We start from the raw sequence: 24,853 nt of genomic DNA, 5'->3' as shown, positions 1-24,853 counted from the left end.
GCGATGGGAGTGGTGAACATGTCCTTGCAAACGGACAAGACAGTGATCGGCTTTATCGGAACGGGCGTGATGGGTAAAAGCATGGCGGGCCATCTGCTCAAGGCGGGTTATCGCGTGCTGGTCTACAACCGCACGAAAGCAAAAGCGGAAGAACTGATCGCCCAGGGCGCGGTCTGGGTCGACCGGGTGGCTGATTTGGCATCATCCGCGCAGGTGGTGATCACCATGGTCGGCTATCCGCAGGACGTGGAGGAGATCTATCTCAGTACGGATGGAATCGTGGCGAATGCGCAGCCGGGAAGCTATTTGATCGATATGACGACCTCCAAACCGTCCCTGGCGCGAAAGATTTACGACGAGGCGAAACAGCGCTCCCTGCATGCGCTGGATGCCCCTGTCTCCGGTGGCGATATCGGTGCGCGGGAGGCGCGGCTGACTATCATGGCAGGCGGCGATGCGGAAGCGTTTGCTGCTGTTGAGCCGATCCTCAAGGTGATGGGTACCAACGTCATCCTGCAAGGAGGCCCCGGAGCCGGGCAGCATACGAAGATGTGCAACCAGATTGCCATTGCTTCCAACATGATTGGCGTCTGCGAGGCGATCGCCTACGCCAAAAAAGCAGGTCTCGACCCGTCCCGCGTACTGAAGAGTATCGAGGCGGGCGCGGCTGGGAGTTGGTCGCTGAGCAATTTGGCCCCGCGCATGATCGCCGGCAACTTTGCGCCGGGATTCTACGTCAAGCACTTCATCAAGGACATGACGATTGCGCTGGAGGCGGCAAAGGAGATGGGCCTGCTGACGCCCGGTTTGGAGTTGTCCCAGTCGTTGTACAAAGAGTTGGCTGCAATGGGAGAGGAAGACAGCGGCACGCAGGCGCTGATCAAGTGGTTTGACAAGCAGTAAGGTTGGATCTTGCAAGTCCGAACGAGTACATCACTCAGGAAATGAGTGATCAGTTTGTTGAGAAACCAATGGTTTGGAGAGGGACCGATTCCTCCAGCTACCCGCGAGCTGTGACTACCTGCTAGCGTAGGGACGCGGCTTTGGCGATGCCCACGCGAATCGTCCCGGAGCGGAGAAATCGGTCCCGAATAGACACGAATTCCTTTTTCGACAGTCTCATCACTCAGAAAATGAGTGTTGACAAAAATTGGATTAGTGCTTATTATTTAATTGAACAGCGGTCAAAAAGGAGGGCGACATGACACCGAGAAAAGCAGTTGCGCAAGAACTGACCCGAGAGATGATCATGGACGTAGCACGGGGATTATTTAGAGAGAGAGGATATCAAAATGTCTCCATGAGACAAATCGCCCAAGAATTGAACTACAGCCACGGTGCGATCTACTATCATTTTAAAAATAAAGCGGATTTGTTCTATGCGATGGTGAAGCTGGATTTTTCTCTTCTGGACGGAATCCTTGAAGAGATCATGAGCCGACAGTTGGATCCGAAGGAAAAGCTTAGAGAAGTGTTGCTGGGATTTATCCAATTTGGTCTCACGCATCAGAGTCATTACGAGATTATGTTTCTCATCAAAGACAAGGAAGTTCAAAACTTTATGGATGATGGGCCAAGCGCAAGCTATGAAAAATTTGCAAAAGCGGTGCATTCCTTATGCGGAAACAAGGTGACTCTCCAGGAAATATGGTCTGTGTTTTTGTCCCTGCACGGTTTTGTCACCCATTATTGTCGCCACTGCAACCAAACGTTTGAAGACGTTCGGATGATGGCAGAATCGCATGTTTCCTTTCTTCTCAAGGCATTGCATAGGGAATAATTTTTTTTGCAATTTAATTGAACAATGGTTAATTAATGGAGGGATACCCTTGAAAAAGGCGGCTGTGTTAGGCGCAAGCGGTAGTATAGGTTATGCGATTGTAATGGAATTGATTGCGAGAGGAATAGAAGTAACGGCTTTTGCACGTGGTGAGTCAAGACTTGCATCCCTATTTGGAGAGGAGGAAAAGGTGAACATCTTTCCTGGGGATGCTTTTGATATGGATCGTCTGATAGAAGCTACAGCAGGGGCAGATGTTATCTTCCATGCGATGAATCTGCCCTATTATGAATGGGAAAGCCGGCTGCCTGTTCTCATGAGCAACATTCTGAATGCCGCTGAAAGAAACAACGCAAGGCTTGTGGTGGTAGATAATATTTATGCGTATGGAAAAGGCAATGGAACAAAAGTGACGGAAGATACACCAAAAGTTCCGCATACAAAAAAAGGGCGCATTCGTTTCCAACTCGAGACAATGGTCAAACAATCTGGCATACCGGCGATCATCGCTCATTTTCCCGACTTTTACGGTCCTCATGCCGGAAATACCATGCTCCACTACACCTTCCAAGGCGTTCTATCCAACAAACGAGCCATGTTTATTGGAAATCAAAAGAGGAAAAGGGAATACATCTATACCCCTGATGGAGCCAAAGCTTTGGTACAGCTTTCCTTGTGTGATTCGGCTTATGGGCAGAATTGGAATATACCGGGGAGCGGGGTCATTTCCGGGGAGGAGATTGTGCAGATTCTAAGAGAGGAGACAGGATACCGGAAACGGGTGGGAACGGTTACAAAGCCAATGCTATGGCTGCTTGGACTGGTGGATAAGATGATGAAGGAAGTTGTGGAAATGATGTATTTGACGGAAAATCCTGTCGTGCTAAGCGGAGAGAAACTGGAAAAGCAAATCGGGAAAATTCCCATGACTCCGTATCAAACAGGGATCGTCGAAACACTGAAATTCATGGGCCAAAAGCGTTCATCCTAGAAAATGGTAAACCTTTTAAGGGTGCTGCCCCTTCTATATAATAGACAGAGGGGGTAAGGCAATTGATTCATTACAAGACGTATGTACGCGGAGAAAATGATGAATGGGTGACCTTTGTGCACGGGGCAGGGGGGAGCTCAACCATATGGTATAAACAGCTGAAACCATTCAAAGAGAAGTTTAATATTCTACTCGTTGACCTTCGTGGCCATGGGAAATCAAAGGACTCCAAGCGCAAGTGGTTTAAGGACTATACGTTTGCCGAAGTAAGCAAGGATATCATTGATGTTTTGAACCATTTGCAAATCCACTCCACGCATTTTGTCGGGATATCTCTCGGTACGATCGTGATTCAGTCGATTGCCGAGAGGTATCCTTCCAAAATACGTTCGATGGTATTGGGCGGCGCTGTAACCAAGCTGAACTTTCGTTCCCAGGTTCTGATTACATTAGGCAACATGGTGAAGCATTTTGTTCCCTATATGTGGCTGTATCGTTTGTTTGCGTGGGTTATCATGCCGAGGAAAAGACATCGGGAATCCCGGTCACTTTTTGTAAGAGAAGCCAAAAAGCTGTGCCAGAAAGAATTCAAGAAATGGTTTAAACTGACCAAGGGCGTTAATTCGTTCTTAAGCGCACTGTTGGCAAAGGAACCTCCGATCCCTACCCTGTACATTATGGGGGACGAGGACTATATGTTTTTACCTTCTGTCGAAGCATGTGTGAGCCAGAGGAAATATTCCAGACTGGCTTTGATTTCCAACTCCGGCCACGTCGTCAACGTGGATCAGCCAGAAGAATTTAACCGAATCTCGATTGGCTTTATCTTGAATCAAAAACAGGTATCTGATGCGGTAGGATAAGTAGTTTCGTATGGAAAGCAGTTATCGCTGAATCAAAAGATAACTGTTTTTTTTGTTTTTTTTCGGTTAAATATCAGGGAATTCCCTGATTGTATCTGAAATTTCCATCCGATTACAATTATAGATAAAATGCCTTGTCGATCATGATTGGAAAAGGAGACAAAATCTATCAGATGTCACATAATGGGATCGTCATTACCGATGCGAACGGAATCATACAATTCACTAACCCTGCGGTCACGACCATTACGGGCTACAGCATCCGCGAAGTGGTAGGCAAGCATATGTCCCTTTTTTTTGCGGAGAAGCACGAATTTCTCTTTCCGGTTGGGTTTGATCAATGGAAGGGTACTCCTCGATTTCGTGGTAGACATGGCGAAACGCTTAAAGTTTTGCTGACGATCAGCGTGGTTAAGAACGAGGAGGAAGAAATCACCAACTACCTTGGTGTATTTTCGAAACAAAACGTGTTAAATGACCATGAAGAGCAGTTGTATCTGGCTTCCGCCATTTTTAACAATACCGTTGAGGGAATCATGATTACGGACCGTTCCGGACGTATTCAAAAGGTTAATCCTGCTTTCGAAACGGTTACGGGATATCTGGCTGAAGATGTGATCGGAAAAAAACCAAGCATCCTGAGTTCCGGACGTCATGATGGGGAGTTTTATCTGCATATGTGGGCCTCTATTCATGAAACGGGTCGATGGCAGGGCGAAATTTGGAATAGGCGGAAGAACGGTGAAATTTATTTACAATGGCTCACGATTACGGCGATTAAAGAGTCAACGGGCCAAATCAGAGGGTATGCGGGTATTTTTACAGATATTACGGAGCACAAGTTCTTTGAGGAACGAATTGCACATCAATCGGGTCACGATTCCCTCACCGGTTTGCAGAACAGATCTTTGTTTCATGAGCAGCTTACCTCGGTATTGGATCAAGCTCAACACATGAATACATGGGCGGCACTGGTATTTCTTGATTTGGATCGATTTAAAAGTATAAACGACAGCTTGGGGCATTCCGTTGGAGATCAAATATTGCAAGCTGTTTCAGAACGGCTGCAAAGTGCGGTTAGAGAAGGGGATACCGTGGCTCGTATGGGCGGTGATGAATTTTCGATCCTGCTTTCACCCATCAAAAATGTGGAAGATGCGGCACTGAAGGTAAGGAACATTGTTCAATCCTTTGAACAACCATTAGTCGTAGGGAATCAAGAATTTTTTTTGACCACGAGTATGGGAATTAGTTTGTATCCGCTAGACGGAAACGACCCGGAAACCTTATTGAAGAATGCCGACACGGCCATGTACAGTGCGAAGGAAAAGGGAGGAAACACCTATCAATTTTATACATCTGATATGAACGAAAAGGCACTGGAGAGGCTAGTGCTGGAGAGTAATCTTCATAAGGCATTGGAGCGCGATGAATTCCTCGTGTATTATCAGCCCAAGGTAGACTTGAAGACAAATCAGATCGTAGGGACGGAAGCTTTGATTCGGTGGAGGCATCCTGAGTTGGGAATGATAAGTCCCGTTGATTTTATTCCCCTTGCAGAAGAAACAGGTTTGATTATTCCGATTGGGGAGTGGGTGCTGCGTACTGCCTGCAAACAGAACAAAGCCTGGCAGGATGCCGGGTACAAACCGATTCAAGTGGCAGTGAATCTATCAGGCCGCCAATTTCAACAAGAAAATCTGGTAGAAACGATTGCGCGAATCTTGGAGGAAACTGGATTGGATCCTCAGTATTTGGAATTGGAGATAACCGAAAACATCGCCATGAGCGATGGAAACCGAGTGATTGAAACCCTCAATGAATTAAGATGCCTCGGTCTTACCTTATCGATTGATGATTTCGGGACCGGATATTCCTCTTTAAGCTACCTGAGCCGTTTTCCCATCGATACCTTAAAAATTGACAGATCGTTCGTTCGTCATGTTACAACCAAGGATGATCATGCAGCGATTGTGAAAGCGGTGATATCGTTGGCAAAAGGGCTTAATTTGAAGGTAATCGCCGAAGGAGTCGATGAAATCGAGCAAGTGGAATTTTTGAAAATGCTACATTGCAATGAAATGCAGGGTTATTTATTCAGCCCTCCTATACCTTCTCAAGCATTAGAAAATTACCTTCTCCCTAATGAATGATGGGGAAGGCTGCGAATCAGGGGGAATCATATGGGGAGCAGAGAGATAAGTACGAAAGAACTTATTAAGGAGCTGGCTAACTATCAAACCGGTGTCCGCCATGAACATACGAATAGCCTAAACATGTGGAACGAATATACGTTACGGCTAGCAGCATTGGCGTGTGAGACTGCACGTGAAGCCATCATGGTCACCGATCGAAAGGGAACCATCCTGCTGATTAATCCCGCATTTACGAAACTGACGGGATACCAAAAAGAAGAAATTATCGGCAAAAATCCCAAGATCTTAAGCTCAGGTCGTCATGGCGCAGATTTTTATGTCGACATGTGGACTTCGATTCACGAATCCGGCTATTGGACGGGGGAAATTTGGAATCGCCGCAAGAATGGAGAGAATTACCTGGAGCATCTCTCCATTCAATCGATCAAGGACGAAAAAGGAAAAACGGTTTTTTACTCCGCAACCTTTCGTGACATAACAGAACGGAAGCGCTTTGAAGAACAAATCATACATCAGGCCTATCATGATAATCTAACCGGATTGCCTAACCGCTTTTTATTTGAGGACCGCATTTTATTGGAGTTGGAGCACGCCGCTCTTTATCAGCAATCCTTTGCGGTCATCTTTATTGATTTGGATCGTTTTAAACCGATTAATGATTCATTAGGACATGCTGTCGGAGATCTGATATTGCAAGAGGTGGCAAAACGGCTTTCCAGCATTTTGCGAAAAACAGATACCGTTTCACGTTTAGGCGGGGATGAATTTATTGTATTGCTCCCCAATATAAAATCAACACAAGACGTTGCCGAGGTTTCGCATAAGATTGTTCACTCTTTATCCGAACCCTTTTATGTGAGTGGACACGAGCTGTTTATTGGAGTCAGCGTGGGCAGCAGCATTTTCCCGATTGACGGGAAAGATGTAAAAACATTGATAAAACACGCGGATGCTGCCATGTACAGAGCCAAGGAGAATGGTGGGAACACTTATCAATTTTATACCCATGCCATGAACACGAAAGTTGCGGAGCGATTAAAACTTGAGACAAATCTGCGGAAAGCAGTGATGCGCCAGGAATTCCAGCTGTATTTTCAGCCTCAATTCCAACTGCATACAGGGAGAGTTGTAGGGATGGAAGCGTTACTTCGTTGGAATCATCCTGAAATGGGATGTATTCCTCCATCCAGGTTTATCCCATTGGCAGAAGAGACCGGGTTAATTTTACCAATTGGCGAATGGGTTTTATGGGAAGCGTGCAGGCAAAACATCATGTGGCAGGAAAAGGGGTATCCGCCAATGCGTGTAGCGGTCAATATTTCTCCTTTTCAATTTCTGCAAAATGATTTTGTAGACATGGTGACCCGTATCGTCAAGGAAACGGGTTTAAGCCCAAATCACCTTGAGCTGGAATTAACAGAAAGCGTCTTCGTCAGGAATTTGGAGAAAGCTGCAGAAACACTCCATGAATGTAAATCACTTGGCATTCAATTATCACTAGATGATTTTGGCACCGGTTACTCTTCGCTAAGCTATTTACGGCGATTTCCGATTCACCGATTGAAGATCGATCAATCTTTTGTCCAAAATATTTCGACTAGTTCGACTGATTTGGCCATTGTTTCCTCGATCATTACCATGGCTCATTCACTGCGTCTCAACGTGATTGCGGAAGGCATTGAAAATGGCAACCAGGTAACATTCCTAAAACAAATTCATTGTGATATGGGACAAGGGTACTTTTTCGAAAAACCGCTTTCGAAAGAAGATTTCGAAAAACATATACTGGCTCAAAAGATAACAAATTAGACAGGGGGAGGTTTCGTGTGGCGTGTTCTATCAAATTTATACATCGGATGACCAGATTTCCGTTGTGATGACGGGTGAGATCACTGTAGAGGAATCAACTTTTATGCGTGAAGAACTGATTCATTTTATAGAGGAAGGCTATAAAACGTTTCATGTGGACATGCGGAATGTTCATCGCATTGATAGCTCAGGATTGGGCCTATTAGTATCGATCCATAATCGTGTTCAGCCAAAAGGGGGGGAAGTCGTGATCACAGGGCTTACAGGCAGTTTGAAGGAATGGTTTGAGGTAACAGGATTAACAAAATTATTAAAGATCGAATGAATTGAATCTTGGGAAGGAAGTTATTTCTATGTCGAAATGCCCGTTTTCCGCTATGGCTGCGCTATTTGGAAAAAAACCAGAGAAACATTCAAGCATGGTGGAGCAGTCCAAATTCGAGCAGGTTACCCTGCATATTCAAAATGAAGAGTTACAAAACCAAATGAAAATGATCGGGTTATCGGAAGAGGAACTGAAGATCATCGCGCATATTCGCCCTTTGGTCGATCAACACATTGAAAAGATTGTCTCAACCTTCTACCAAACCATCCTGAATGTTGACCGGTTGAAGCATATTGTGCAAAGTCACAGTACGGTCGATCGCTTGCGCCAGACACTTCGTATCCATCTGCTTGAAATGTTTAACGGCAAGATGGATGCCTCATTTGTCCAGAAGCGGAGAAAGGTCGCTGAAACTCATATGAGAATCGGTTTGGATCCAAAATGGTATATTGGAGCCTTTCAAAATTTGCAGGACGCCCTCATCGATCTCTTACATGAGCAAATCGATCATAAAGAAGATATTCACCTTACAACCAAAGTGATTGCGAAAATCTTTAACTTTGAGCAGCAATTGGTGTTAGATGCTTATGAAAAAGAAAATCTAAACCAGAAACAAAGTTATTACGAGCAAGTCAAAACAGAATTAAAAGAACGGATTGCTGCCACAGCGCTGGAGTTAGCCGCCCTAACCCAGCAAACCAGTGCGTCGGTGGAGCAGGTCGTCCGAAAAACTGATGAGGTGAATGATTTTGCCCAGCAAACATCTGCCCGCACGAAAGAAACCCAAGAATTAGCTCAAATGGGGCAGCAACGAATTCAAGAGTTGGAGTCGCGGATTGCTTCCATTTACGACAGCACAAGAAACATGGAAGGAATCGTGCAAAGTCTCAACGATTCCTCCGAGCAGATCAAGGACATTGTGGTCATGGTGAAGCAAATTGCCAATCAAACCAACCTCTTGGCGTTGAATGCAGCGATCGAAGCGGCACGAGCAGGTGAACACGGGCGCGGTTTTGCGGTGGTTGCGGATGAGGTGCGAAAATTAGCGGAAGAAACCAGGAAGTCCGTCGATCAAATCAACCATTTGATTGCGCAGTCGTCCTATTACAGTGAAGTGGTCGTTTACTCCATTCAACAAGTCAACAAGCTGGTGGAGAATGGGAAAGTGGAGTCGGCTGCCACACGTCAAACGTTCGATGAAATCATGGAATCCCTGGAACACAGCATCCACGATATTCAGAAAGTGGAGAGGGATATGCGTCTGCTGGCCCAGGTTATCAATGAAATTGGAGAGGCAACTTCCAAGGCGGCATCTTCCGCCGATGAGTTAAATCGTTCCACTCTCCATATTTGACTTTCGTTTTGATTGTAACTATAATAGTTACACCAAGAGGGTGAAGCACATGAAAAAAATCAGCAGTCGATTTTCCATCGCCGTTCACATCTTATCTTTGTTAGCACTAAGTACATCACCGTGCACATCGGATTTCATAGCGGAAAGTGTACAGACCAACCCGGTGGTGATCCGTAGAATCATGGGCAAGCTAAAAAAGGCTGGATTGGTAAACGTACGAGCTGGAACGGGCGGAGCATCCCTGAGGAAAGAATTGGATCAAATTACGCTGCTAGACGTGTATAGAGCCGTTGAAGTCGTCGAGAAAGGTGATCTTTTTCATTTCCATGACCATCCCAATCCGGATTGTCCTGTTGGCGCTAATATCGAAGCTGTTTTTCGATCCACTTTGCTTCAAGCCCAGTCCGCAATGGAACATGTATTGGCTCAAGTCACGATGAAGCAGTTGGTGAGTGAACTTGGTGAGAAAATTGGCTCAAGCAAGAGCTGATTTTTTTTCAAGTGCGTTGTAACTAATATGGTTACATTTAGCTGTCTTGAATTGATCAGAAGAAGGGAAGGAAATGTCCATGACCATTGCTGTTACAGGTGCTACAGGCCAGCTTGGAGGTCTTGTGATTCAACACCTGCTCAAGAAAGTACCCGCAAGTCAGATCATAGCAATCGTCCGTCATGTGGAAAAAGCCTCTGCTCTTGCTGATCTCGGAGTGGAAGTTCGTCAAGGAGATTATCTGGAACCGGAATCAGCCTAGCTTAAGTCGGCTGGGTTATTTGGGTTTTATGGCTGACATTCCCAAAGCAGATCAACACCGATGAGTTATTGCTTGAGCTGCAAAAACACTCGATTACCTTTCTGCCAGGGTCGGCATGTTATCCATATGACCCTGAATCCCATCATCTTCGACTCAGTTATTCCTTGTTGAGTGAAGACGAGTTGAAAAAAGGGGTCCATGCATTTGGACAGTTGGTTACGAAATATGTAGAAGAAAAACTAGGCAACTTGGAATAGAATAATTATTTCTTGACATTATTTTATTGCAGGTTAAAATGTAAATAATTCAAATTAATCCGACCTATTTAGTATGAATTAACAGATCAGCCAACTGCATGAGTTAACAATTCTGAATCCAAGGGGGAGAATGTATGAGTTTTCGTTTTGACCATCTTGTACACTTCGTCAATGATCCGCAGGAAGCCATAAAGCTTTTACGAAAAAATGGCATTTATGCAGTAGAAGGTGGCGTCCATGAAAACAGGGGCACCTACAATGTACTTAGTTATTTCGATTTAAGTTATATTGAGTTTTTGGGTGTGTATGATAAACAGATAGTGGAGGAACGCCAGAGTATCGAACATAGTTTAATTGAAACCATTGTGAAAGACTCATATACCGAAGGATTTTCGCGGATTGCCATACGGACGAATCAACTGGAAAAGGTTGCTGAACACTTTCTCAAACAGGGGTTGACGGTAAACGGCCCTGTTCCACTTAGCCGAAGAAGACCCGATGGAAGCGTCATTCATTGGAAGTTGCTGTACGTTGGGCATAAGGATCAAGAATTGCCATTACCATTTTTTATCCAATGGGAAGAAAACGATGAAGAACGAAGAAATGATTTGAAAGATCGGAAAGTGATCGCTCCGCATCCGGCCGGCGATGTATCGTTATCCTATGTCGCTTTTGCAGTTAAAGATTTGAATACGACGGTAGACAACTGGTCGAAGTGGCTTGGCTTGAAACGCGGAGATGAATTTGTTGACGAATCCCTACAGGCAGTGTGCCAAACGCTTCAACTTCCTGGGGGGAATTTAGTGTTTAGCAGTCCAATCGACGGCGGGATCGTTTCAGAGGTCCTTGCAACGCGTGGAGAACGACCTTTCCTGGTCGGGTTATCAGGGAGTTCGGAAAAAGGAGACAAACATCTGCTGGGCAGTATTTATCGTTTTATTGGGTAAGAGCTCAATGTTGCCTGGTTTCGACATACAAATAATTCATAGTATTTCAATATAGTTAATCAGAAATAAGCAGGAGTGAAAGGAAATGAAATACAATAAAATCATGGCACAATGGATAGTTGCTTGCGTTGTTCTCATGTTTGTGCTGGCAGGATGCGGTACAGCAGATAATCAACAGGCTAACGGTGCGAACAAAGAGGAAAAAGTAATTCGAATTGGGTATCAGAAAGGAAATACGTTGAACATATTAAAAGAAAGCGGCTTCTTGGAAGAAAGTTTGAAGGGGCAAGGGTATAAGGTGGAGTGGAAAGTATTTGCTACCGGTGCGCCTTTATTGGAGGCGTTGTTTTCCGGAAGCATTGATTACGGTCATGCGGCAGATGGCCCTGGTATCTTTGCGCAAGCAAGTGATAAGCCGCTTGTTTACGTTGGTGCCGACCTGCCTAATCCAGAAGGAGTAGGCGTAATGGTGCTAAGGGATTCAGGCATGAAAACAATAAAAGATTTAAAAGGAAAAAAAATCGCTACTCTTAAAGGTGGAAATCACCACTACTTGGCTGTACTGGCCTTAGAAAAGGCGGGTTTAACGGTTAATGATGTAGAGTGGGTATATGTAAAGGATGCTTCGCAAGGTCGCGCGGTATTTGAAACAAAAGAAGTTGATGCACTTGCCTCATGGGATCCTTTTTTTGCCGGAGTTGAAACCGATTTGCATCCGATCACATTAACGGAAGGTATTGACTACCATTATCCGAATCGGACGTTTTACTTTGCGAATGTTCATTTTGCAAAGGAACATCCAGAGTTAGTCAAAATCATTTTAGAAGCAACAAATCAATCGGACAAATGGGCAAACGACCATAAACCTGAAGTCGTGAAGCTGTTATCAGAGATGCTTGGCATTGATCAAAAAGTGATTGCCAGAGCAATTGAGCGCCGCACATATGGAGTTGAAAAAATATCAAAAGAGGTCATTCAAGCACAACAGGAGCAAGCGGATGTCTATTATCGCATCGGCTTAATTCCAAAAAAAGTTGATGTTTCAAAAGATATGCCAATCGATGCAAAGTGGACGCCAGAGCTTTTAAAGTAACGTAAGGGGGCAAAGCAAAGTGAGAAAGAAATTTATACAGCAAACATTACCCTGGCTTCTTCCCCTTCTTCTCCTTGTTAGCTGGCAAATAAGCTCGTCGCTTGAACTGATTTCAACAAAACTGTTTCCATCACCAACGACGGTGTTATCGTCTACTTGGGGACTTATTGTGACTGGGGAGCTTGCTTATCATATGCAAGCGAGTCTTAGCCGTGCTTTTATTGGAACGGTGATTGGCGGAGGAATCGGTTTTATTTTAGGGATGGTGAACGGATTATCAAACGCATCGTTTCGATTGCTTGATACCACGATTCAAATGATTCGCAACATTCCCCATTTAGCGCTCGTGCCGCTGGTCATCGTATGGTTTGGAATTGACGAAGGTGCGAAGATTTTTCTTGTTGCATTAGGTGTGATGTTTCCGATATACATCAACACGTTTCACGGCATCCGTACGGTCGATCCGGGTTATATTGAAATGGGAAAAATGTATGGATTAAAAGGATGGCAGTTGTTTAAAGAAATTTTATTACCAGGAGCTCTACCATCCATCTTCGTTGGCATTCGCTATGCGCTTGGCGTCATGTGGTTAACGCTAATTGTTGCTGAAACAATTGCAACAAACGAAGGCGTCGGCTATTTAGCAATGAATGCGCGTGAATTTATGCAAACGGATATTATTATCATCACCATCCTTCTCTATGCATTGTTTGGTAAATTGGCTGATTTGTTGGCGCGATGGGGAGAACGTCGCGCACTCCGTTGGCATCCGAACTATAGCCGTCAAGCATAAGGAGGAAGAAGGATGAGAGCATTAGCTTTAGACAGGCAAAAAGAAGAAGCAGATAAGAAAAATGCGATTCATATCAAAGTAAACAATGTCAGTAAAACATTTGGTGACAAAGAAGTGTTAAAAGGGGTCCAACTAAATATTGAAGCGGGTGAATTTGTTGCCATCGTAGGAAAGAGCGGCAGCGGTAAAAGTACACTGCTGCGTCTTATTGCCGGGTTAGATACGCCAACGGACGGTGATTTATTATTTGATGGAGTGCCTGTAAAGGAATCAAAATCAAAGGCGACCATGATGTATCAAGATTCACGACTGTTGCCGTGGAAAAAAGTAATTCAAAATGTTGGCTTAGGTTTAAAAGGGAATTGGGAGCAAAAGGCAGAGCAAGTATTAGATGCTGTCGGCTTGCTTCCGTTTAAAAAAGAATGGCCGGCTACCCTTTCAGGTGGGCAAAAGCAGCGTGTTGCGCTAGCGCGCGCACTCGTTCATGAGCCATCGTTATTGCTGCTTGACGAGCCGCTTAGCGCACTCGACGCTCTAACCCGTCTTGAAATGCAAAATTTAATCGAAAAGATTTGGCTTAGGTTAGGCTTTACGACATTGCTAGTGACTCATGACGTTCGCGAAGCTGTTCGCCTAGCGGACCGCATTATTCTAATCGAGGATGGCCAAATAGCATTGGACATACGCAACAATGCCCAGCGTCCGCGTCAGTTCTCAGACGTGTCACTAGCGTTGTTGGAGAAGAATGTCGTTGAAAGAATCATGGGGGACCTCTCAAAATGATCTTGGTGGATTACACCCGCCTCCACCCATATACGACACAACGCACCCTCAAAGGGTGCTTTTTTTGTATCGAGGCGTAGGGTAAATGAGAACTCCCGTGGAAAAATAAGTAGGAGCGCAGGATTGTGAGAAAGGGGAGATTGTTGATGAAAAGCCGCATTGAAAAACGCGTAGTGACATTGCCCGATGGCACTTCTCTTCCATGCTTAGGACAAGGAACATGGTACATGGGTGAAAATCCTCAAGCGAAAGCCAGGGAAATCAAAGCGTTACAACTGGGAATCGAATTGGGCATGAGACTAATTGACACGGCTGAAATGTACGGGGATGGAGAATCTGAACGAGTAGTAGGCGAACAATCAAAGGACGTCGGGATGATGTCTTTTTAGTCTCTAAAGTGTATCCCCATCATGCAGGTTTAAACATGATTTCAACAGCGTGTGAAAACAGTTTAAAACGGCTAGAGACAGACTATGTAGACTTATATCTTTTACACTGGAGGGGCCGCATTCCATTAGAGGAAACGATTGAAGGCATGGAAAAGCTGCGGAAAGAAGGAAAAATTGCAAGGTGGGGAGTCTCCAATTTTGATACGGATGACATGAAAGAGCTATGGAACACCGCCAATGGCCCAAATTGTGCGACGAACCAAGTGTTATACCATTTAGGCTCCAGAGGAATTGAGTTTGATCTATTACCTTGGCAGCGAGAACATCACATGCCGATTATGGCGTATTCTCCCCTTGCTCAAGGAGGTTCTTTAAGAAAACAATTGTTACATGATCCAATCGTCAATGAGATTGCAGAAAAATACGATGTAAAACCATTACAAATTGCTCTCGTCTGGACGATACGTACACATGATGTAATTGCCATCCCGAAAGCTGTGCAGGAACAACATGTTTTTGAGAATGCGGAAGCTGCTTCGATTGAATTGACCCAAGAAGATCTGAACAGACTCGACGAGGTTTTTCCGAAACCTCGTAAGAAAATGCCTTTGGAGATGGTTTAAGTTGTTCTAAAAAAATCTGTTAGGGCACCGGACAAATAAAAAGCGATGAGGTATATTGAAAAGAAACTGTAAAAAAGTAGCAGGTGACCCATGAACAGACGAATTGAACAAATCATTGTGGACGGATACACCCTTGAATATTCGATCTTAGGGGAAGGAACGCCCATTCTTGTGATGCACGGAGGACATTCCAACTGTTTGGAGGAATTCGGTTACGAAGTGTTGGCAAAGCAGGGATACTGCTTGATCACACCTTCGCGGCCTGGATACGGGAGCACTTCCAAGGAATTGGGGGACAGTCTGGAACGAGCCTCCCGGACCTATATTGCGTTATTGGACCATGAAAAAGTAGAAAAAGTCCATCTGGTTGCCGTTTCGGCAGGAGGTCCGAGCGGCATTTATTTTGCTTCCCGTCATCCCGAACGAGTGCAAACACTCACTTTGCAAAGTGCCGTAACCAAGGAATGGATCAAACCAGGTGATAAAGAGTACCGTGCAGCTCAAATCTTATTTCGTCCCGGGCTTGAGAAAATAATTTGGAAGCTGATCGGACTCATGAATAACCGATTTCCTAGATACATGTTTCAGCAGATGGTGCCTTCGTTTAGCAATCTTCCCTATGAAGACGTACTTGCCAGAATGAAGGAAGACGACATTGAGCAGATACGCAGGATGAACAACCGGATGCGATCAGGTCATGGTTTTTTTATCGATCTTGCTCAGATCGGGACCATTTCAACCCAACATTTTCAAGCGATTACGTGTCCGACGCTCATTTTACACAGTCCACATGATAAAGCTGTACCTGTTGAACATGCATACCATGCCAAAAAACAGATTCCTCATTCTGAGCTGGTTTTTGTACCGACATGGGGCCATCTGATTTGGCTAGGAAAAGAAGCAGGGGAAACAGACGGAAAGATGATTGAGTTTCTCGCTAGTAAAGGGTAAGCGTTGGTCACCAGGCGGGATGCCGCTGGGTTCTCTGGCACTGCAGGAAGGCAGGGTAACCGGGAGTGTAACTTCCTATTTTTTCCTGCGCTTCTCAATCTCTTCGTTCACTACAAACGCCAAGTCATCATTTCCAAAAAGAGACAAGACACCTAGCAAGGTAGCATCAGGAATCTCTTCAGATTCCTCCTTTGGGACGGTTACCTCCATCATCTGACGAAGCAAGGTGTTCGCGCCTTGTTGCGGATAGGCACGGTGGTACAGTTCCAGCGCATCCAGTTCATGATTCACACACCATTGGGCAAATACCAGGATCATCATGCCTTCGTCACGCTGATAGTTTTTTATGATTTGATCTTCAATCTCTTTTTTGTTCATGAGCTTCTCCTTTCTCCAAACAATCTATTGCGTCAAGTCCAGCTCAGCGGTGAGAGTCAATTACAAGAAAATACTGACAATCACCGACTCCGATGTTGTCCATTCGATGGGTGACATCCGCCTCAAAGTAAAAGGAGTCTCCGGCTTCCAGTTGATACGTCTGGCGCTCCCCCAAAGTAATTTGCAAGGCACCTTGTGTAACGTAAACGTATTCCGGTACAGGGTGCTTGTGAGGCGGTATGATTCCGGTGCTTTTTCCTTCCGGCAGGATATTCAACAGAAAGTCAAGCCCTTTGGAAGGAAAAGCAGGGGATAGCAGGATGCGCCGAAAACCTGTTTCTTCGTCGTGGAATTGAGGGCGCTGTCGGTTACGGATCAAGACGACTTCTTTCGCTTCCTCTTGTTCGAGGATCTGCGAAACGGTTACATTCAACGCTTCAGCAATCTGGCAGAGGACGTTGATCGTCGGGTTTTTTTGGTCACGTTCCAGTTGCGACAGCATGGAACGGCTTACGTTGGAACGCTCGGCCAGTTCTTGAAGTGTATACCCTTTGTCTATCCTTATGGTTTTTAAACGAATCCCAAGTGACAACTCCATCACCCTTTATTTCTACTATCGGAACTGCCATGCTTCCCATCTTGATGGAAACTTCCACGATTGTAGCACATGTCATGTTGTTTGGCATCGCGATTAAGGTGTCTTTTTCCCGTGTATGGCTCGGAATTCGTCCTCCAGGATACTCATGAGGATGGAATCATGGTACTGGTGGTTGTAATAGAGAGCATCCCGTTGTACGCCTTCTTTTTTAAACCCGATTTTCTCATAGACATGGGTCGCCCGCTCATTGTAGGCAAAGACGTTCAATTCGATGCGGTGCAGGTTTACGATCCCGAATCCATAGTCGAGCATCAGTTTCATTGCTTCGCTTCCGTAGCCTTTTCCCTGGTAGGGTTCCTCAATGGCGATCCGGATGTTGGCGTTGCGGTTGTAGCTGTCAATGCTTTGCAGGGCGATGTCGCCGATCACTTCGTCCGTTTCGCGCAGGGCGATCAACAACAGCAGGCTGGAAGTGTCCTGCGACTTCCCTTCAATATAACGGTGAATTTGTTCCCGAGTAAAACTTTTTTGGGTTCCGGTCAATCTTCTGGTTTCCGGATGAAACAGCATGCGGAAATAGAGATCGGTATCCTCCAAACCGATGGGACGCAGATAGACCTGTTCACCTTCTAGGAAACGTACGGGTGTGTTTGTCGTGTGTTGGTGCTGCATGTCGTGAGCCTCCTGTTTTTCACATTTATGTATACGATAGCGCATTGTTGTATACTGGGAAATGTGCAGTTTTGTAAAAAACCAAAGGACAGATGTAAGGAAGATGCCGGATGCTGCTCCTGCCCAATCTCGACGAACACAGTGAAACCCCTCTGTTCATGCAGTTGTACACCTATATCAAAAACGAAATCATCGCCGGACGGATCGCAGAGCATACGTTGCTTCCTTCCGTTCGTAAATTCGCGGAATTTTTGGCAATCAGTACAACCCCGGTTGAAATGGCGTATAATCAGCTTCTCGCAGAAGGCTTTATCGAAAGCAAGCCCAGGAGCGGGTACTATGTCCCGAAATTGACCGATCCCTGCCTGCAGGTGGAAAAAGGACAGTTTGGCAGTTCCGATCTGATGGAAAGAAGAAAGTACCCTGCCCGTGATAAAACGGCTTATCGATATGATTTTCACTTGTCGAAAAATGATTTTGACCACTTTCCGTTTTCTGTTTGGCGGAGGCTGTTCAATGAGATTCTTCGTTTGGAACAGAAAGAATTGCTCTTCTATGGGGATCCTCAAGGAGAACAGGGGCTTCGTTATGAAATTGCCAGGTATCTTCACCAGTTCAGAGGGGTTTCCTGTTCACCAGAACAGATCGTGATCGGGGCAGGTTCACACGTTTTGCTGACATTCCTCAGTCTGCTTTTGAAACAACACTCCACCAGCATCGGGGTGGAAGAGCCAGGATATCCCCTCATCTTCACAACCTTTCGGCAGCATGGATTTCAGGTCGTACCGATCTCTCTGGAGCATGACGGCATCGATTTGAAGGATTTGTACGAAAGCCGCGTTCGGCTTGTCTATGTCACACCGTCTCACCAATTCCCTCAAGGCATGATCATGCCGGTCGCGAAGCGATTGCAATTGCTGGAATGGGCAAAACAGGCAAACGGGTACATCATCGAGGACGACTCCGATGGAGAATTTCGTTACCACGGCAGACCGGTTCCCTCGCTGCAGGGGCTTCTGCCGGACACCAACGTGGTGTACATGGGGGGATTCTCCAAAGCTTTGGCACCGGCGATCCGCATCAGCTACATGGTGCTGCCGGAAGCGCTGCTTGACGCTTACCATGAGCTGGAGTACAACCTGTTGTTCGAGCAATCCTCTTCCCCGCTGCATCAGAAAACCCTGCAGCTTTTTATGCAGCGTGGATATTGGGAAAAGCACGTACGAAAAATGCGAAACATTTACCGAAAAAAACACGATGTACTGGTCGGAACGATACAAAATACCTTTCAGGAGAGGGCGGCTGTAATCGGCAAAGGAGCGGGGCTTCACGTGCTCTTGCGAATCAACAGTCCCCACTCGGAGCGAGAGCTGACCCGGATGGCAAAAAGCGCCGGGATCCGAATTTCTCCGGCTTCGTACACATGGATGCAGCCGCCGGAAGAAGAGAGGAAAGAGTTTTTCGTCGGTTTTGGCGGTCTTTCCCTGCAAGAAATTGAGCAAGGCATCAAGCTGCTGTTCCAGGTCTGGTTTGGGGAACCGTAATGACAAAATTAGGAGGGGATCACATCACGCAAGGCTTCTGAGAAGCGCTGAATGGCGTCGGTAATGGAATCCTTCTCCGCTCGCCCGAACGTAAAGCGGGCATACCCCTTTTTTGATCCCATCACACTCCCCGGAACAAATACAACACCGCGCTTGATCGCCGCTTTCAGCAGGCGGGATTCGTTGTCGGTCTGCTTCACGCTGCACCAGAGATGAATGCCTCCTTCGGGGACCGTAAATTCTACTTCGGTAGGAAGACACTGATGCAAAGCGGAAACCAGCAAATCCCGCTTCTTCCTCAGTTCTTCCCTCAGCATCGCGATGTGTTCGGGAAAGTCGGCGGATGACAAAAAACGGTTGGCAATCCACTGCGGGAAAATACTATGGCCGAAATCCACCTGCTGTTTGGCATCAGCCAAGCGCTCAATCACTGTTTGCGGCCCGATAATCCAACCGATCCGCAAACCGGAAGCGACGATCTTCGTCAGCGAGCTGATGTACAGGACGGTCCCGTTTCGATCCAACGATTTGAGCGTCGGTATTTTTTCTCCGTGAAACGAGGTGACGCTGTACGGATCATCCTCAACCAAGGGGATTCCGAATTCGGCAGACAGCTCGAGAAACCTTTTTCGCCGGGACAAATCAAGAAGGGTACCGGTCGGATTCTGAAAGTTGGGGTTGAGAAACGCCATCTTGATCCGATGCTTTCGATGCAGGGCTGCCAAATCGTCAGGATTGGCCCCATATTTGTCAACAGGCAGCAAGAAGGTGCGCAGGCCCGCCGACTGAAACAGGGGGAGCGAATAACAGTAAGAGGGATCCTCAATGGCAACCGCATCCCCCGGCTTTAGCAGGCACTGGACGATCAGGTGCAGCGCCTGCTGAGCGCCGGAGGTAATCAGGATGGAGGACGGTGTCGAGTCAATGTCCCGCCACGTTTTTACATGGGCGGAAAGGGTTTCCCGCAGCGGTACATTCCCCTGGGGATGCTCGTAGCCGAGATGACCGTCAAACTCTTCGGAAGAGAGGATGCTGCGAAGGGCTCTGTTGGGAAACAGGTCAGCCGAAAGCTCTCCGCTTGCCAGATCAATCAGGTCGCCTTCCATCGTTTCCTTGCGAATTTGACGGATGAGCGGGAGATTCGGAAGGAAAGAGCCTGTCTCTACGATTTGCCGCCAGTTGGGGACGCGGGTGCGTGAGATGCCCCATATATCCGTACTTACCCGTGTCCCGCTTCCGTGTCTGGTTTCTATCACACCTGACGCCCGCAGGAGATCGTAGGCAGCCACAATCGTGCTGCGATTTACTTGCAACTCCTTGGCCAGGGTGCGTTCCGAGGGGAGCAGGCTGCCCGGAGGAAATTCTCCGTAGGTGATCCGCCGTTCGATATACTCGGCAATTTGTTTGTATAAAGGTTTGTCGCGTGTGTCAGATGGCTTCCAATCCATGGGTTGATCACGGCCTTTTTCTGTTCGATTGTGATAGTTAACCAGATTATAAACAACTGGATGGGTAAAATAAAGTTCAAGTGGATGGGGCGGAAGACGGCAACATCCATTATCATAGAAGGTGTAGTCCGAATGAGGAGTGATCAATACATGATTGTATTCATTATATTATTCAGCATTGTACTCGGGATCGGAACCATCCTCGTGGGGGTCACGCCGCCCGAGACAAAGTACGGAATGAAAACAAAGAAAAATCTCTCCAGGCTGTTGATTTTTTACGGTCTCAGCTTGTTGGCTTTTCTGGGCATTTTCTATTATTTCATGTGAGCGGCACCCAAATCAGGGTGCTGTTTTCATTTGCGTCCATCCATTTGACAAGAGTCGTCCGCTTGGATAGGATTGTCTTGAATTTAAGATCGTATTGCATGACACGGGAGGAGATGAGGGAGCCTATGCCTGACCTACAACGGGACGATTCACTCGATTTGTTGATTGTGCTGTCGCGCGCCTATGACTGGGTGACAGCCCATACTCATCGGGATATCCGCAAACACGGTTTGAATCCTACCGAATTCGGTGTTCTGGAGGTGTTATACCACAAAGGCCCGCAGCCGCTTCAACAAATCGGCGAGAAGATCCTGATCTCCAGCGGCAATATCACCTATGTCGTTGACAAGCTGGAGAAGAAGCATTTGCTAGTACGCAAACCGTCTCCGAACGACCGGCGCGTCATTTTTGCGGAGCTCACGGAGAAGGGCGAACAACTGCTGGCGGAGATTTTTCCCGAGCATAAAAAGGTGATTGAGTTGGCTGTGAACGGTTTGAATTCCGAGGAGAAAAAGCAGGCGATTCAACTGCTGAAGAAATTGGGACGTGCGGCTCAAGAGAACTTTTTGAAAGGGCCTTGACATTTTTACTCTAAATTAATTATCTTTAATTTAAGATATTTAATTTGGAGATTTATGAAGGGAAGGGAAGAGAAGCCATGAACATTTCCGTATACAATCTTGACCAGCAAGGCGTCGGAAATTTTGGGGGCGGCCGAATCATCGAGAGCAAACCGATTGCGTTTCCCCATGAAGAAACGGCTGTAAAACGAGTAGGGCCGCTGTTTTATTGGTCCTGGGCCAAGGGAGTGGAAACGTTCGAAATTCCCTTGCATCCTCATTCCGGTTTTGAAATTTTGACTTACGTTTTGAAGGGAACGGTAGGACATAGCGATACACTGAAAAATTTCCAGCGAGTCTCCGCGGGCGGTGCTCAGGTGATGCAAACCGGTTCGGGTGTTTATCACGCGGAAAATATCGAGAAAGACGCGGAGCTGTTTCAAATCTGGTTTGAACCGCATCTTGCAAAAACCACCAAGCAAACGCCGACGTACAATCAGTATGAGCATGAGGATTTTCCGTTGAGCGAAGAGAACGGCGTGAAGCTAAAAACGATCATCGGCAAAGGCTCTCCCATCTCTTTGGAAACGGACACGAGCATGTTTGACGCAGAGATCTCTGAGGGAAAAACGTTCACGTACAGCCTCCGGGCAGGGAAGGCGCTTGCTGTGGTCGCGGTGCAAGGAAGCGGATCTGTGGGCTCTTCAGCACTTGAGAGGGGAGATTTCAGCGTCGTAACGACAGATGAAGACGCACAAGTGATCTTCTCGGCGGCTGAATCAGAAGGCTTGCGGATTGTGTTCATCGAGGTTCCGCAGGAAGTGGACTACCCGTTGTATCGAAAATGATCTCGCTTTAAGCTAACAGGAGCGCCTGAGTACCCTCTTGCCGAAGTGTTTGGTAAATACTACCATATAAAGAAAAGGAATGGGGGGTCTGGCATGAATATCACGGGTATCTATGAGTTATTTCTGCGTGCGGAAAAATACGAGAACTTGCACGTTTCGGAACATTCCGATTCAGCTCGTGGAATCGCCGGTCCCCCCCTCTTGCACATGCAGTGTAAACTGCGGACGACCAACGCGGCCGCCGATCACGAAACGCTTTGTTCACAGGGCGTGCAGACAACGGATTTGGCAGAGGGAAACGGCATAAAGGAATTTCGTTTCTTTGACAACGCCGGACACGAGATCGGAATCATCGAAATATAACGTTTTGCAGAGAAAGACGCCCCTCCTGAGTGAGGGGCGTCTGGTGTTTGAATGATATACGGTTATTCGTTTACCCAAGTGAGAGCGATTGTTCCCTGCCCGCCGTGGACGCCCAGGACGGAGCTGATGGGTCCGATCAAAACCTCCACATCCTGATACGTTTCTGTAATTTTTTCTTTGATTTCCAGCGCCTTTTCCAGGACATTTCCGTGGAGGATCTGTACGCTGGTCACCCGGTGCATGCTGCGGGCGAGTTCCAGTTGTTCCAGAATCCGTTTTATGGCCTTGCCTTCCGTTCGAACCTTTTCAAACAGCTCCACGACGCCTTCCCGGATGCGGAAAATCGGCTTGATCTGCAGCAGGTTGCCGATCAGGAATTGGGCGCTGCTCAAACGGCCGCCCTTGTGCAGTTGCTGCAGGCTGCCGACCACGATATAGTTTTCGATCTTGGCGTATTCACTTCGCAAAATAGAGGCGATATTCCGAAAATCAAGCTGCTGTTCGGCCAATTTGAACCCTTTTTGCATGATCGAGGTAATGGGATAGGAGGTTATTTTGGAGTCCACCACTTCGACTGGAAAATCCACCATGTTGGCCGCAGACTGACTGGTATTGTACGTTCCGCTCAGTTGACTGGAGACATGCACTGCTATGGCGCAGTCGTACTTCTCTTTCAATGATTCGTATAATTCCACGAACTTTCCGATGGCAGGCTGCGAGGTTTTGGGAACGGTTCGGGAAGTGTTTACTTTTTCATAGAGCTGTTCTGGCGTCAAGCCGACACCATCCTCATAAACGCCGTCTTCAAAGATGACGTCCAGCGGCACGATGTGGACATCATGCTGTTCCCGAATGTCATCCGGCACATAAGCCGTACTGTCCGTGACCCACGCAATTCGTTTCTTCAAAGATATGGCTCCCTTCGATAATCTGGCACACTTATCATACTAGAAAAAGGAAAGGCGTGGGGTGGGAATTTGTGGTGACCATTCATGTCATCAAAGTCAATGTGCATGTCCGCCTTGTCCGTTGAAATACTAACAGCTAAGAAATACAGGCAACGGACAAGGATGGTGGCGATGAAGCAAGTCGGACTGGTTCTCCAGGGGGGCGGAACGCGAGGCATTTACACATCCGGGGTTCTGGACTTTTTTATTGAACAGGACGTGTTTCCCTCGTATGTCATCGCTGTTTCGGCGGGGGCGTGCAACGCGATGGCGTACCTGGGGAGGGACAAGGGACTTGGCAAGTACATGTACACGGAGCACTTGCATGACTTGCGCTACCTGTCCTGGCGCAATCTGCTCCGACACGGCAGCTTACTTGGAATGGATTTCATCTTTGACGAGATTCCCAGACGCATTCGCCCGTTTCCTTTTGACGTGTTTGATCAGGCGAAGGAAAAGCTCGTCGTCGGAGCGACCAATTGCGAGACGGGAGAGAGTGTCTACTTTTCCAAGGGCGAATGCGAACCGTTTGTCACAGCGATACGCGCCTCCTGCAGCATTCCGCTGCTGTCCGGCGTGGTGTACTATCAGGGGCTGAAGCTGTTGGACGGCGGAATTGTCGATCCCATTCCTGTCAACAAGTCTCTGGCCGACGGAAACGAATGGAACATCATTGTTCGAACAGGGAACGATGAAATGGTCCCGCAGCCGGTCAACCTGTCCTGGCTGCTGCAGCGGATATGGCCGCGTTATCAGGCACTGATACGTGCAATGTTTGAGCATCATGCCCGCTACAATCAGTCACTGAGGCAGATTCGCGCCTTGCAGCGGGAAAACCGCGCATTCGTCCTTTCCCCCAGCAAACCTGTGCGAATGAGACGAATGGAACGAAATCCGATCAAATTGCTTGAGCTTTACCAGTTGGGTTACGACGATGCACGCAGGGCGTATCGATCGTTGCAAACCTGGCTGGAGTCCTGACAACTGCATTTTGTAAGATTGCCTGTGACGGCTTGCGCCCGCAGGCTTTTTTTGCACAGCGGTAGCTTTCGCCGAGTGGGGCGAGGATAGCTAGTTTCCCCTGAAAAATTCCTGGGGTAAGTCAAAAACAAAAGGAATTCAGCTCTCTAAATGGAAGTAGTTGTTGACGAGGCAATACATCCAAAAAGAGGGACTGAATTCCTTTCTTCATAAAGAAATTCAACAGTGCTCCTCGAAAATCCTATTTGAGGTGAGCGATTATGTTAAAACTTCGTAACGAGCAAATCACATTGTGGGATACCCTTCTCCCTGAACCAATCC

General features: G+C 46.8%; 25 protein-coding genes and 2 pseudogenes. 22 read left to right on the top strand and 5 right to left on the bottom strand.

What is annotated here, in order from left to right:
- Nucleotides 1-18 precede the first annotated feature (18 nt).
- From ACE99V_RS09745 to ACE99V_RS09670, 16 genes and pseudogenes are all read left to right on the top strand, one after another.
- Complete coding sequence (locus tag ACE99V_RS09745; RefSeq protein ID WP_400490887.1) at nucleotides 19-903, top strand: NAD(P)-dependent oxidoreductase; 885 nt, start codon at nucleotides 19-21, stop codon at nucleotides 901-903.
- Between the two features lie 298 nt (nucleotides 904-1,201).
- Nucleotides 1,202-1,780 (top strand): TetR/AcrR family transcriptional regulator, encoded by a 579-nt coding sequence (locus tag ACE99V_RS09740; RefSeq protein ID WP_400490886.1) that lies wholly within the window; start codon nucleotides 1,202-1,204, stop codon nucleotides 1,778-1,780.
- A 49-nt stretch (nucleotides 1,781-1,829) separates the two neighbouring features.
- Nucleotides 1,830-2,771 carry an NAD-dependent epimerase/dehydratase family protein gene (locus ACE99V_RS09735; protein ID WP_400490885.1) on the top strand — a complete coding sequence of 314 codons (942 nt, stop codon included), beginning with the start codon at nucleotides 1,830-1,832 and terminating at the stop codon, nucleotides 2,769-2,771.
- A gap of 62 nt (nucleotides 2,772-2,833) precedes the next feature.
- Nucleotides 2,834-3,634 (top strand): alpha/beta fold hydrolase, encoded by an 801-nt coding sequence (locus ACE99V_RS09730; RefSeq protein WP_400490884.1) that lies wholly within the window; start codon nucleotides 2,834-2,836, stop codon nucleotides 3,632-3,634.
- Between the two features lie 143 nt (nucleotides 3,635-3,777).
- Nucleotides 3,778-5,787 (top strand): EAL domain-containing protein, encoded by a 2,010-nt coding sequence (locus ACE99V_RS09725; protein ID WP_400490930.1) that lies wholly within the window; start codon nucleotides 3,778-3,780, stop codon nucleotides 5,785-5,787.
- Nucleotides 5,788-5,817: 30 nt separating this feature from the next.
- Nucleotides 5,818-7,599, top strand: a complete 1,782-nt coding sequence (locus ACE99V_RS09720) for a putative bifunctional diguanylate cyclase/phosphodiesterase (protein ID WP_400490883.1) — start codon at nucleotides 5,818-5,820, stop codon at nucleotides 7,597-7,599.
- 22 nt (nucleotides 7,600-7,621) lie between these two features.
- Nucleotides 7,622-7,924, top strand: a complete 303-nt coding sequence (locus tag ACE99V_RS09715) for an STAS domain-containing protein (protein ID WP_400490882.1) — start codon at nucleotides 7,622-7,624, stop codon at nucleotides 7,922-7,924.
- A 28-nt stretch (nucleotides 7,925-7,952) separates the two neighbouring features.
- Complete coding sequence (locus tag ACE99V_RS09710) at nucleotides 7,953-9,278, top strand: protoglobin domain-containing protein (RefSeq protein ID WP_400490881.1); 1,326 nt, start codon at nucleotides 7,953-7,955, stop codon at nucleotides 9,276-9,278.
- Between the two features lie 49 nt (nucleotides 9,279-9,327).
- Nucleotides 9,328-9,768: an Rrf2 family transcriptional regulator gene (locus tag ACE99V_RS09705; RefSeq protein WP_400490880.1), complete on the top strand. Its 441-nt coding sequence runs from the start codon at nucleotides 9,328-9,330 to the stop codon at nucleotides 9,766-9,768.
- 79 nt (nucleotides 9,769-9,847) lie between these two features.
- Nucleotides 9,848-10,024, top strand: a pseudogene (locus ACE99V_RS09700) (NmrA family NAD(P)-binding protein); the annotation flags it as partial.
- Between the two features lie 397 nt (nucleotides 10,025-10,421).
- Nucleotides 10,422-11,234 carry a VOC family protein gene (locus ACE99V_RS09695; protein ID WP_400490879.1) on the top strand — a complete coding sequence of 271 codons (813 nt, stop codon included), beginning with the start codon at nucleotides 10,422-10,424 and terminating at the stop codon, nucleotides 11,232-11,234.
- A gap of 85 nt (nucleotides 11,235-11,319) precedes the next feature.
- Nucleotides 11,320-12,327 (top strand): aliphatic sulfonate ABC transporter substrate-binding protein, encoded by a 1,008-nt coding sequence (locus tag ACE99V_RS09690; RefSeq protein ID WP_400490878.1) that lies wholly within the window; start codon nucleotides 11,320-11,322, stop codon nucleotides 12,325-12,327.
- A gap of 19 nt (nucleotides 12,328-12,346) precedes the next feature.
- On the top strand, nucleotides 12,347-13,120 hold the full coding sequence (gene ssuC, locus ACE99V_RS09685; RefSeq protein ID WP_400490877.1) for an aliphatic sulfonate ABC transporter permease SsuC: 774 nt from the start codon (nucleotides 12,347-12,349) through the stop codon (nucleotides 13,118-13,120).
- Between the two features lie 12 nt (nucleotides 13,121-13,132).
- Nucleotides 13,133-13,903: an ATP-binding cassette domain-containing protein gene (locus ACE99V_RS09680; RefSeq protein ID WP_400490876.1), complete on the top strand. Its 771-nt coding sequence runs from the start codon at nucleotides 13,133-13,135 to the stop codon at nucleotides 13,901-13,903.
- 146 nt (nucleotides 13,904-14,049) lie between these two features.
- Nucleotides 14,050-14,915 (top strand): annotated as a pseudogene (locus ACE99V_RS09675) (aldo/keto reductase).
- A gap of 90 nt (nucleotides 14,916-15,005) precedes the next feature.
- The gene (locus tag ACE99V_RS09670; protein WP_400490874.1) at nucleotides 15,006-15,866 is read left to right on the top strand and encodes an alpha/beta fold hydrolase; all 861 of its coding nucleotides are present in this window, start codon (nucleotides 15,006-15,008) and stop codon (nucleotides 15,864-15,866) included.
- Between the two features lie 75 nt (nucleotides 15,867-15,941).
- Here the strand turns inward: ACE99V_RS09670 and yxiS are convergent, their stop codons facing one another.
- From yxiS to ACE99V_RS09655, 3 genes are all read right to left on the bottom strand, one after another.
- Nucleotides 15,942-16,244: a protein YxiS gene (gene yxiS / locus ACE99V_RS09665; protein WP_400490873.1), complete on the bottom strand. Its 303-nt coding sequence runs from the start codon at nucleotides 16,242-16,244 to the stop codon at nucleotides 15,942-15,944.
- A 43-nt stretch (nucleotides 16,245-16,287) separates the two neighbouring features.
- Complete coding sequence (locus tag ACE99V_RS09660; RefSeq protein ID WP_420998570.1) at nucleotides 16,288-16,842, bottom strand: helix-turn-helix domain-containing protein; 555 nt, start codon at nucleotides 16,840-16,842, stop codon at nucleotides 16,288-16,290.
- Between the two features lie 93 nt (nucleotides 16,843-16,935).
- Complete coding sequence (locus ACE99V_RS09655; protein ID WP_400490871.1) at nucleotides 16,936-17,514, bottom strand: GNAT family N-acetyltransferase; 579 nt, start codon at nucleotides 17,512-17,514, stop codon at nucleotides 16,936-16,938.
- Nucleotides 17,515-17,624: 110 nt separating this feature from the next.
- On the opposite strand from ACE99V_RS09655, the gene pdxR (ACE99V_RS09650) reads away from it, so the two are divergent.
- Nucleotides 17,625-19,058, top strand: coding sequence for a MocR-like pyridoxine biosynthesis transcription factor PdxR (gene pdxR, locus ACE99V_RS09650; RefSeq protein ID WP_400490870.1), 1,434 nt, complete (start codon nucleotides 17,625-17,627; stop codon nucleotides 19,056-19,058).
- A gap of 8 nt (nucleotides 19,059-19,066) precedes the next feature.
- Here pdxR (ACE99V_RS09650) and pdxR (ACE99V_RS09645) read toward each other — a convergent pair whose 3' ends face one another.
- Entirely contained in the window at nucleotides 19,067-20,506 is a 1,440-nt protein-coding gene (gene pdxR, locus ACE99V_RS09645; protein WP_400490869.1) for a MocR-like pyridoxine biosynthesis transcription factor PdxR, read from the bottom strand.
- A gap of 150 nt (nucleotides 20,507-20,656) precedes the next feature.
- Between pdxR (ACE99V_RS09645) and ACE99V_RS09640 the strand changes: the two genes are divergently transcribed.
- From ACE99V_RS09640 to ACE99V_RS09625, 4 genes are all read left to right on the top strand, one after another.
- Nucleotides 20,657-20,833, top strand: coding sequence for a hypothetical protein (locus ACE99V_RS09640; protein WP_400490868.1), 177 nt, complete (start codon nucleotides 20,657-20,659; stop codon nucleotides 20,831-20,833).
- 125 nt (nucleotides 20,834-20,958) lie between these two features.
- Nucleotides 20,959-21,414, top strand: coding sequence for a MarR family winged helix-turn-helix transcriptional regulator (locus tag ACE99V_RS09635; RefSeq protein ID WP_400490867.1), 456 nt, complete (start codon nucleotides 20,959-20,961; stop codon nucleotides 21,412-21,414).
- Nucleotides 21,415-21,491: 77 nt separating this feature from the next.
- On the top strand, nucleotides 21,492-22,241 hold the full coding sequence (locus ACE99V_RS09630; RefSeq protein WP_400490866.1) for a pirin family protein: 750 nt from the start codon (nucleotides 21,492-21,494) through the stop codon (nucleotides 22,239-22,241).
- A gap of 93 nt (nucleotides 22,242-22,334) precedes the next feature.
- Nucleotides 22,335-22,604, top strand: coding sequence for a hypothetical protein (locus tag ACE99V_RS09625; RefSeq protein WP_420998567.1), 270 nt, complete (start codon nucleotides 22,335-22,337; stop codon nucleotides 22,602-22,604).
- A 62-nt stretch (nucleotides 22,605-22,666) separates the two neighbouring features.
- On the opposite strand, the gene ACE99V_RS09620 is transcribed toward ACE99V_RS09625, so the two are convergent.
- Nucleotides 22,667-23,512 (bottom strand): DegV family protein, encoded by an 846-nt coding sequence (locus tag ACE99V_RS09620; protein WP_400490864.1) that lies wholly within the window; start codon nucleotides 23,510-23,512, stop codon nucleotides 22,667-22,669.
- A 171-nt stretch (nucleotides 23,513-23,683) separates the two neighbouring features.
- Between ACE99V_RS09620 and ACE99V_RS09615 the strand changes: the two genes are divergently transcribed.
- Nucleotides 23,684-24,532, top strand: coding sequence for a patatin-like phospholipase family protein (locus ACE99V_RS09615; RefSeq protein ID WP_400490863.1), 849 nt, complete (start codon nucleotides 23,684-23,686; stop codon nucleotides 24,530-24,532).
- Nucleotides 24,533-24,853 lie beyond the last annotated feature (321 nt).

This window comes from Brevibacillus soli, assembly GCF_044759095.2.
In the GTDB taxonomy this organism is placed as follows: Bacteria; Bacillota; Bacilli; order Brevibacillales; family Brevibacillaceae; genus JBIYSM02.
Note: the sequence above shows the minus strand (reverse complement) of the source record. Positions and strands in the feature narration are given on the sequence as shown.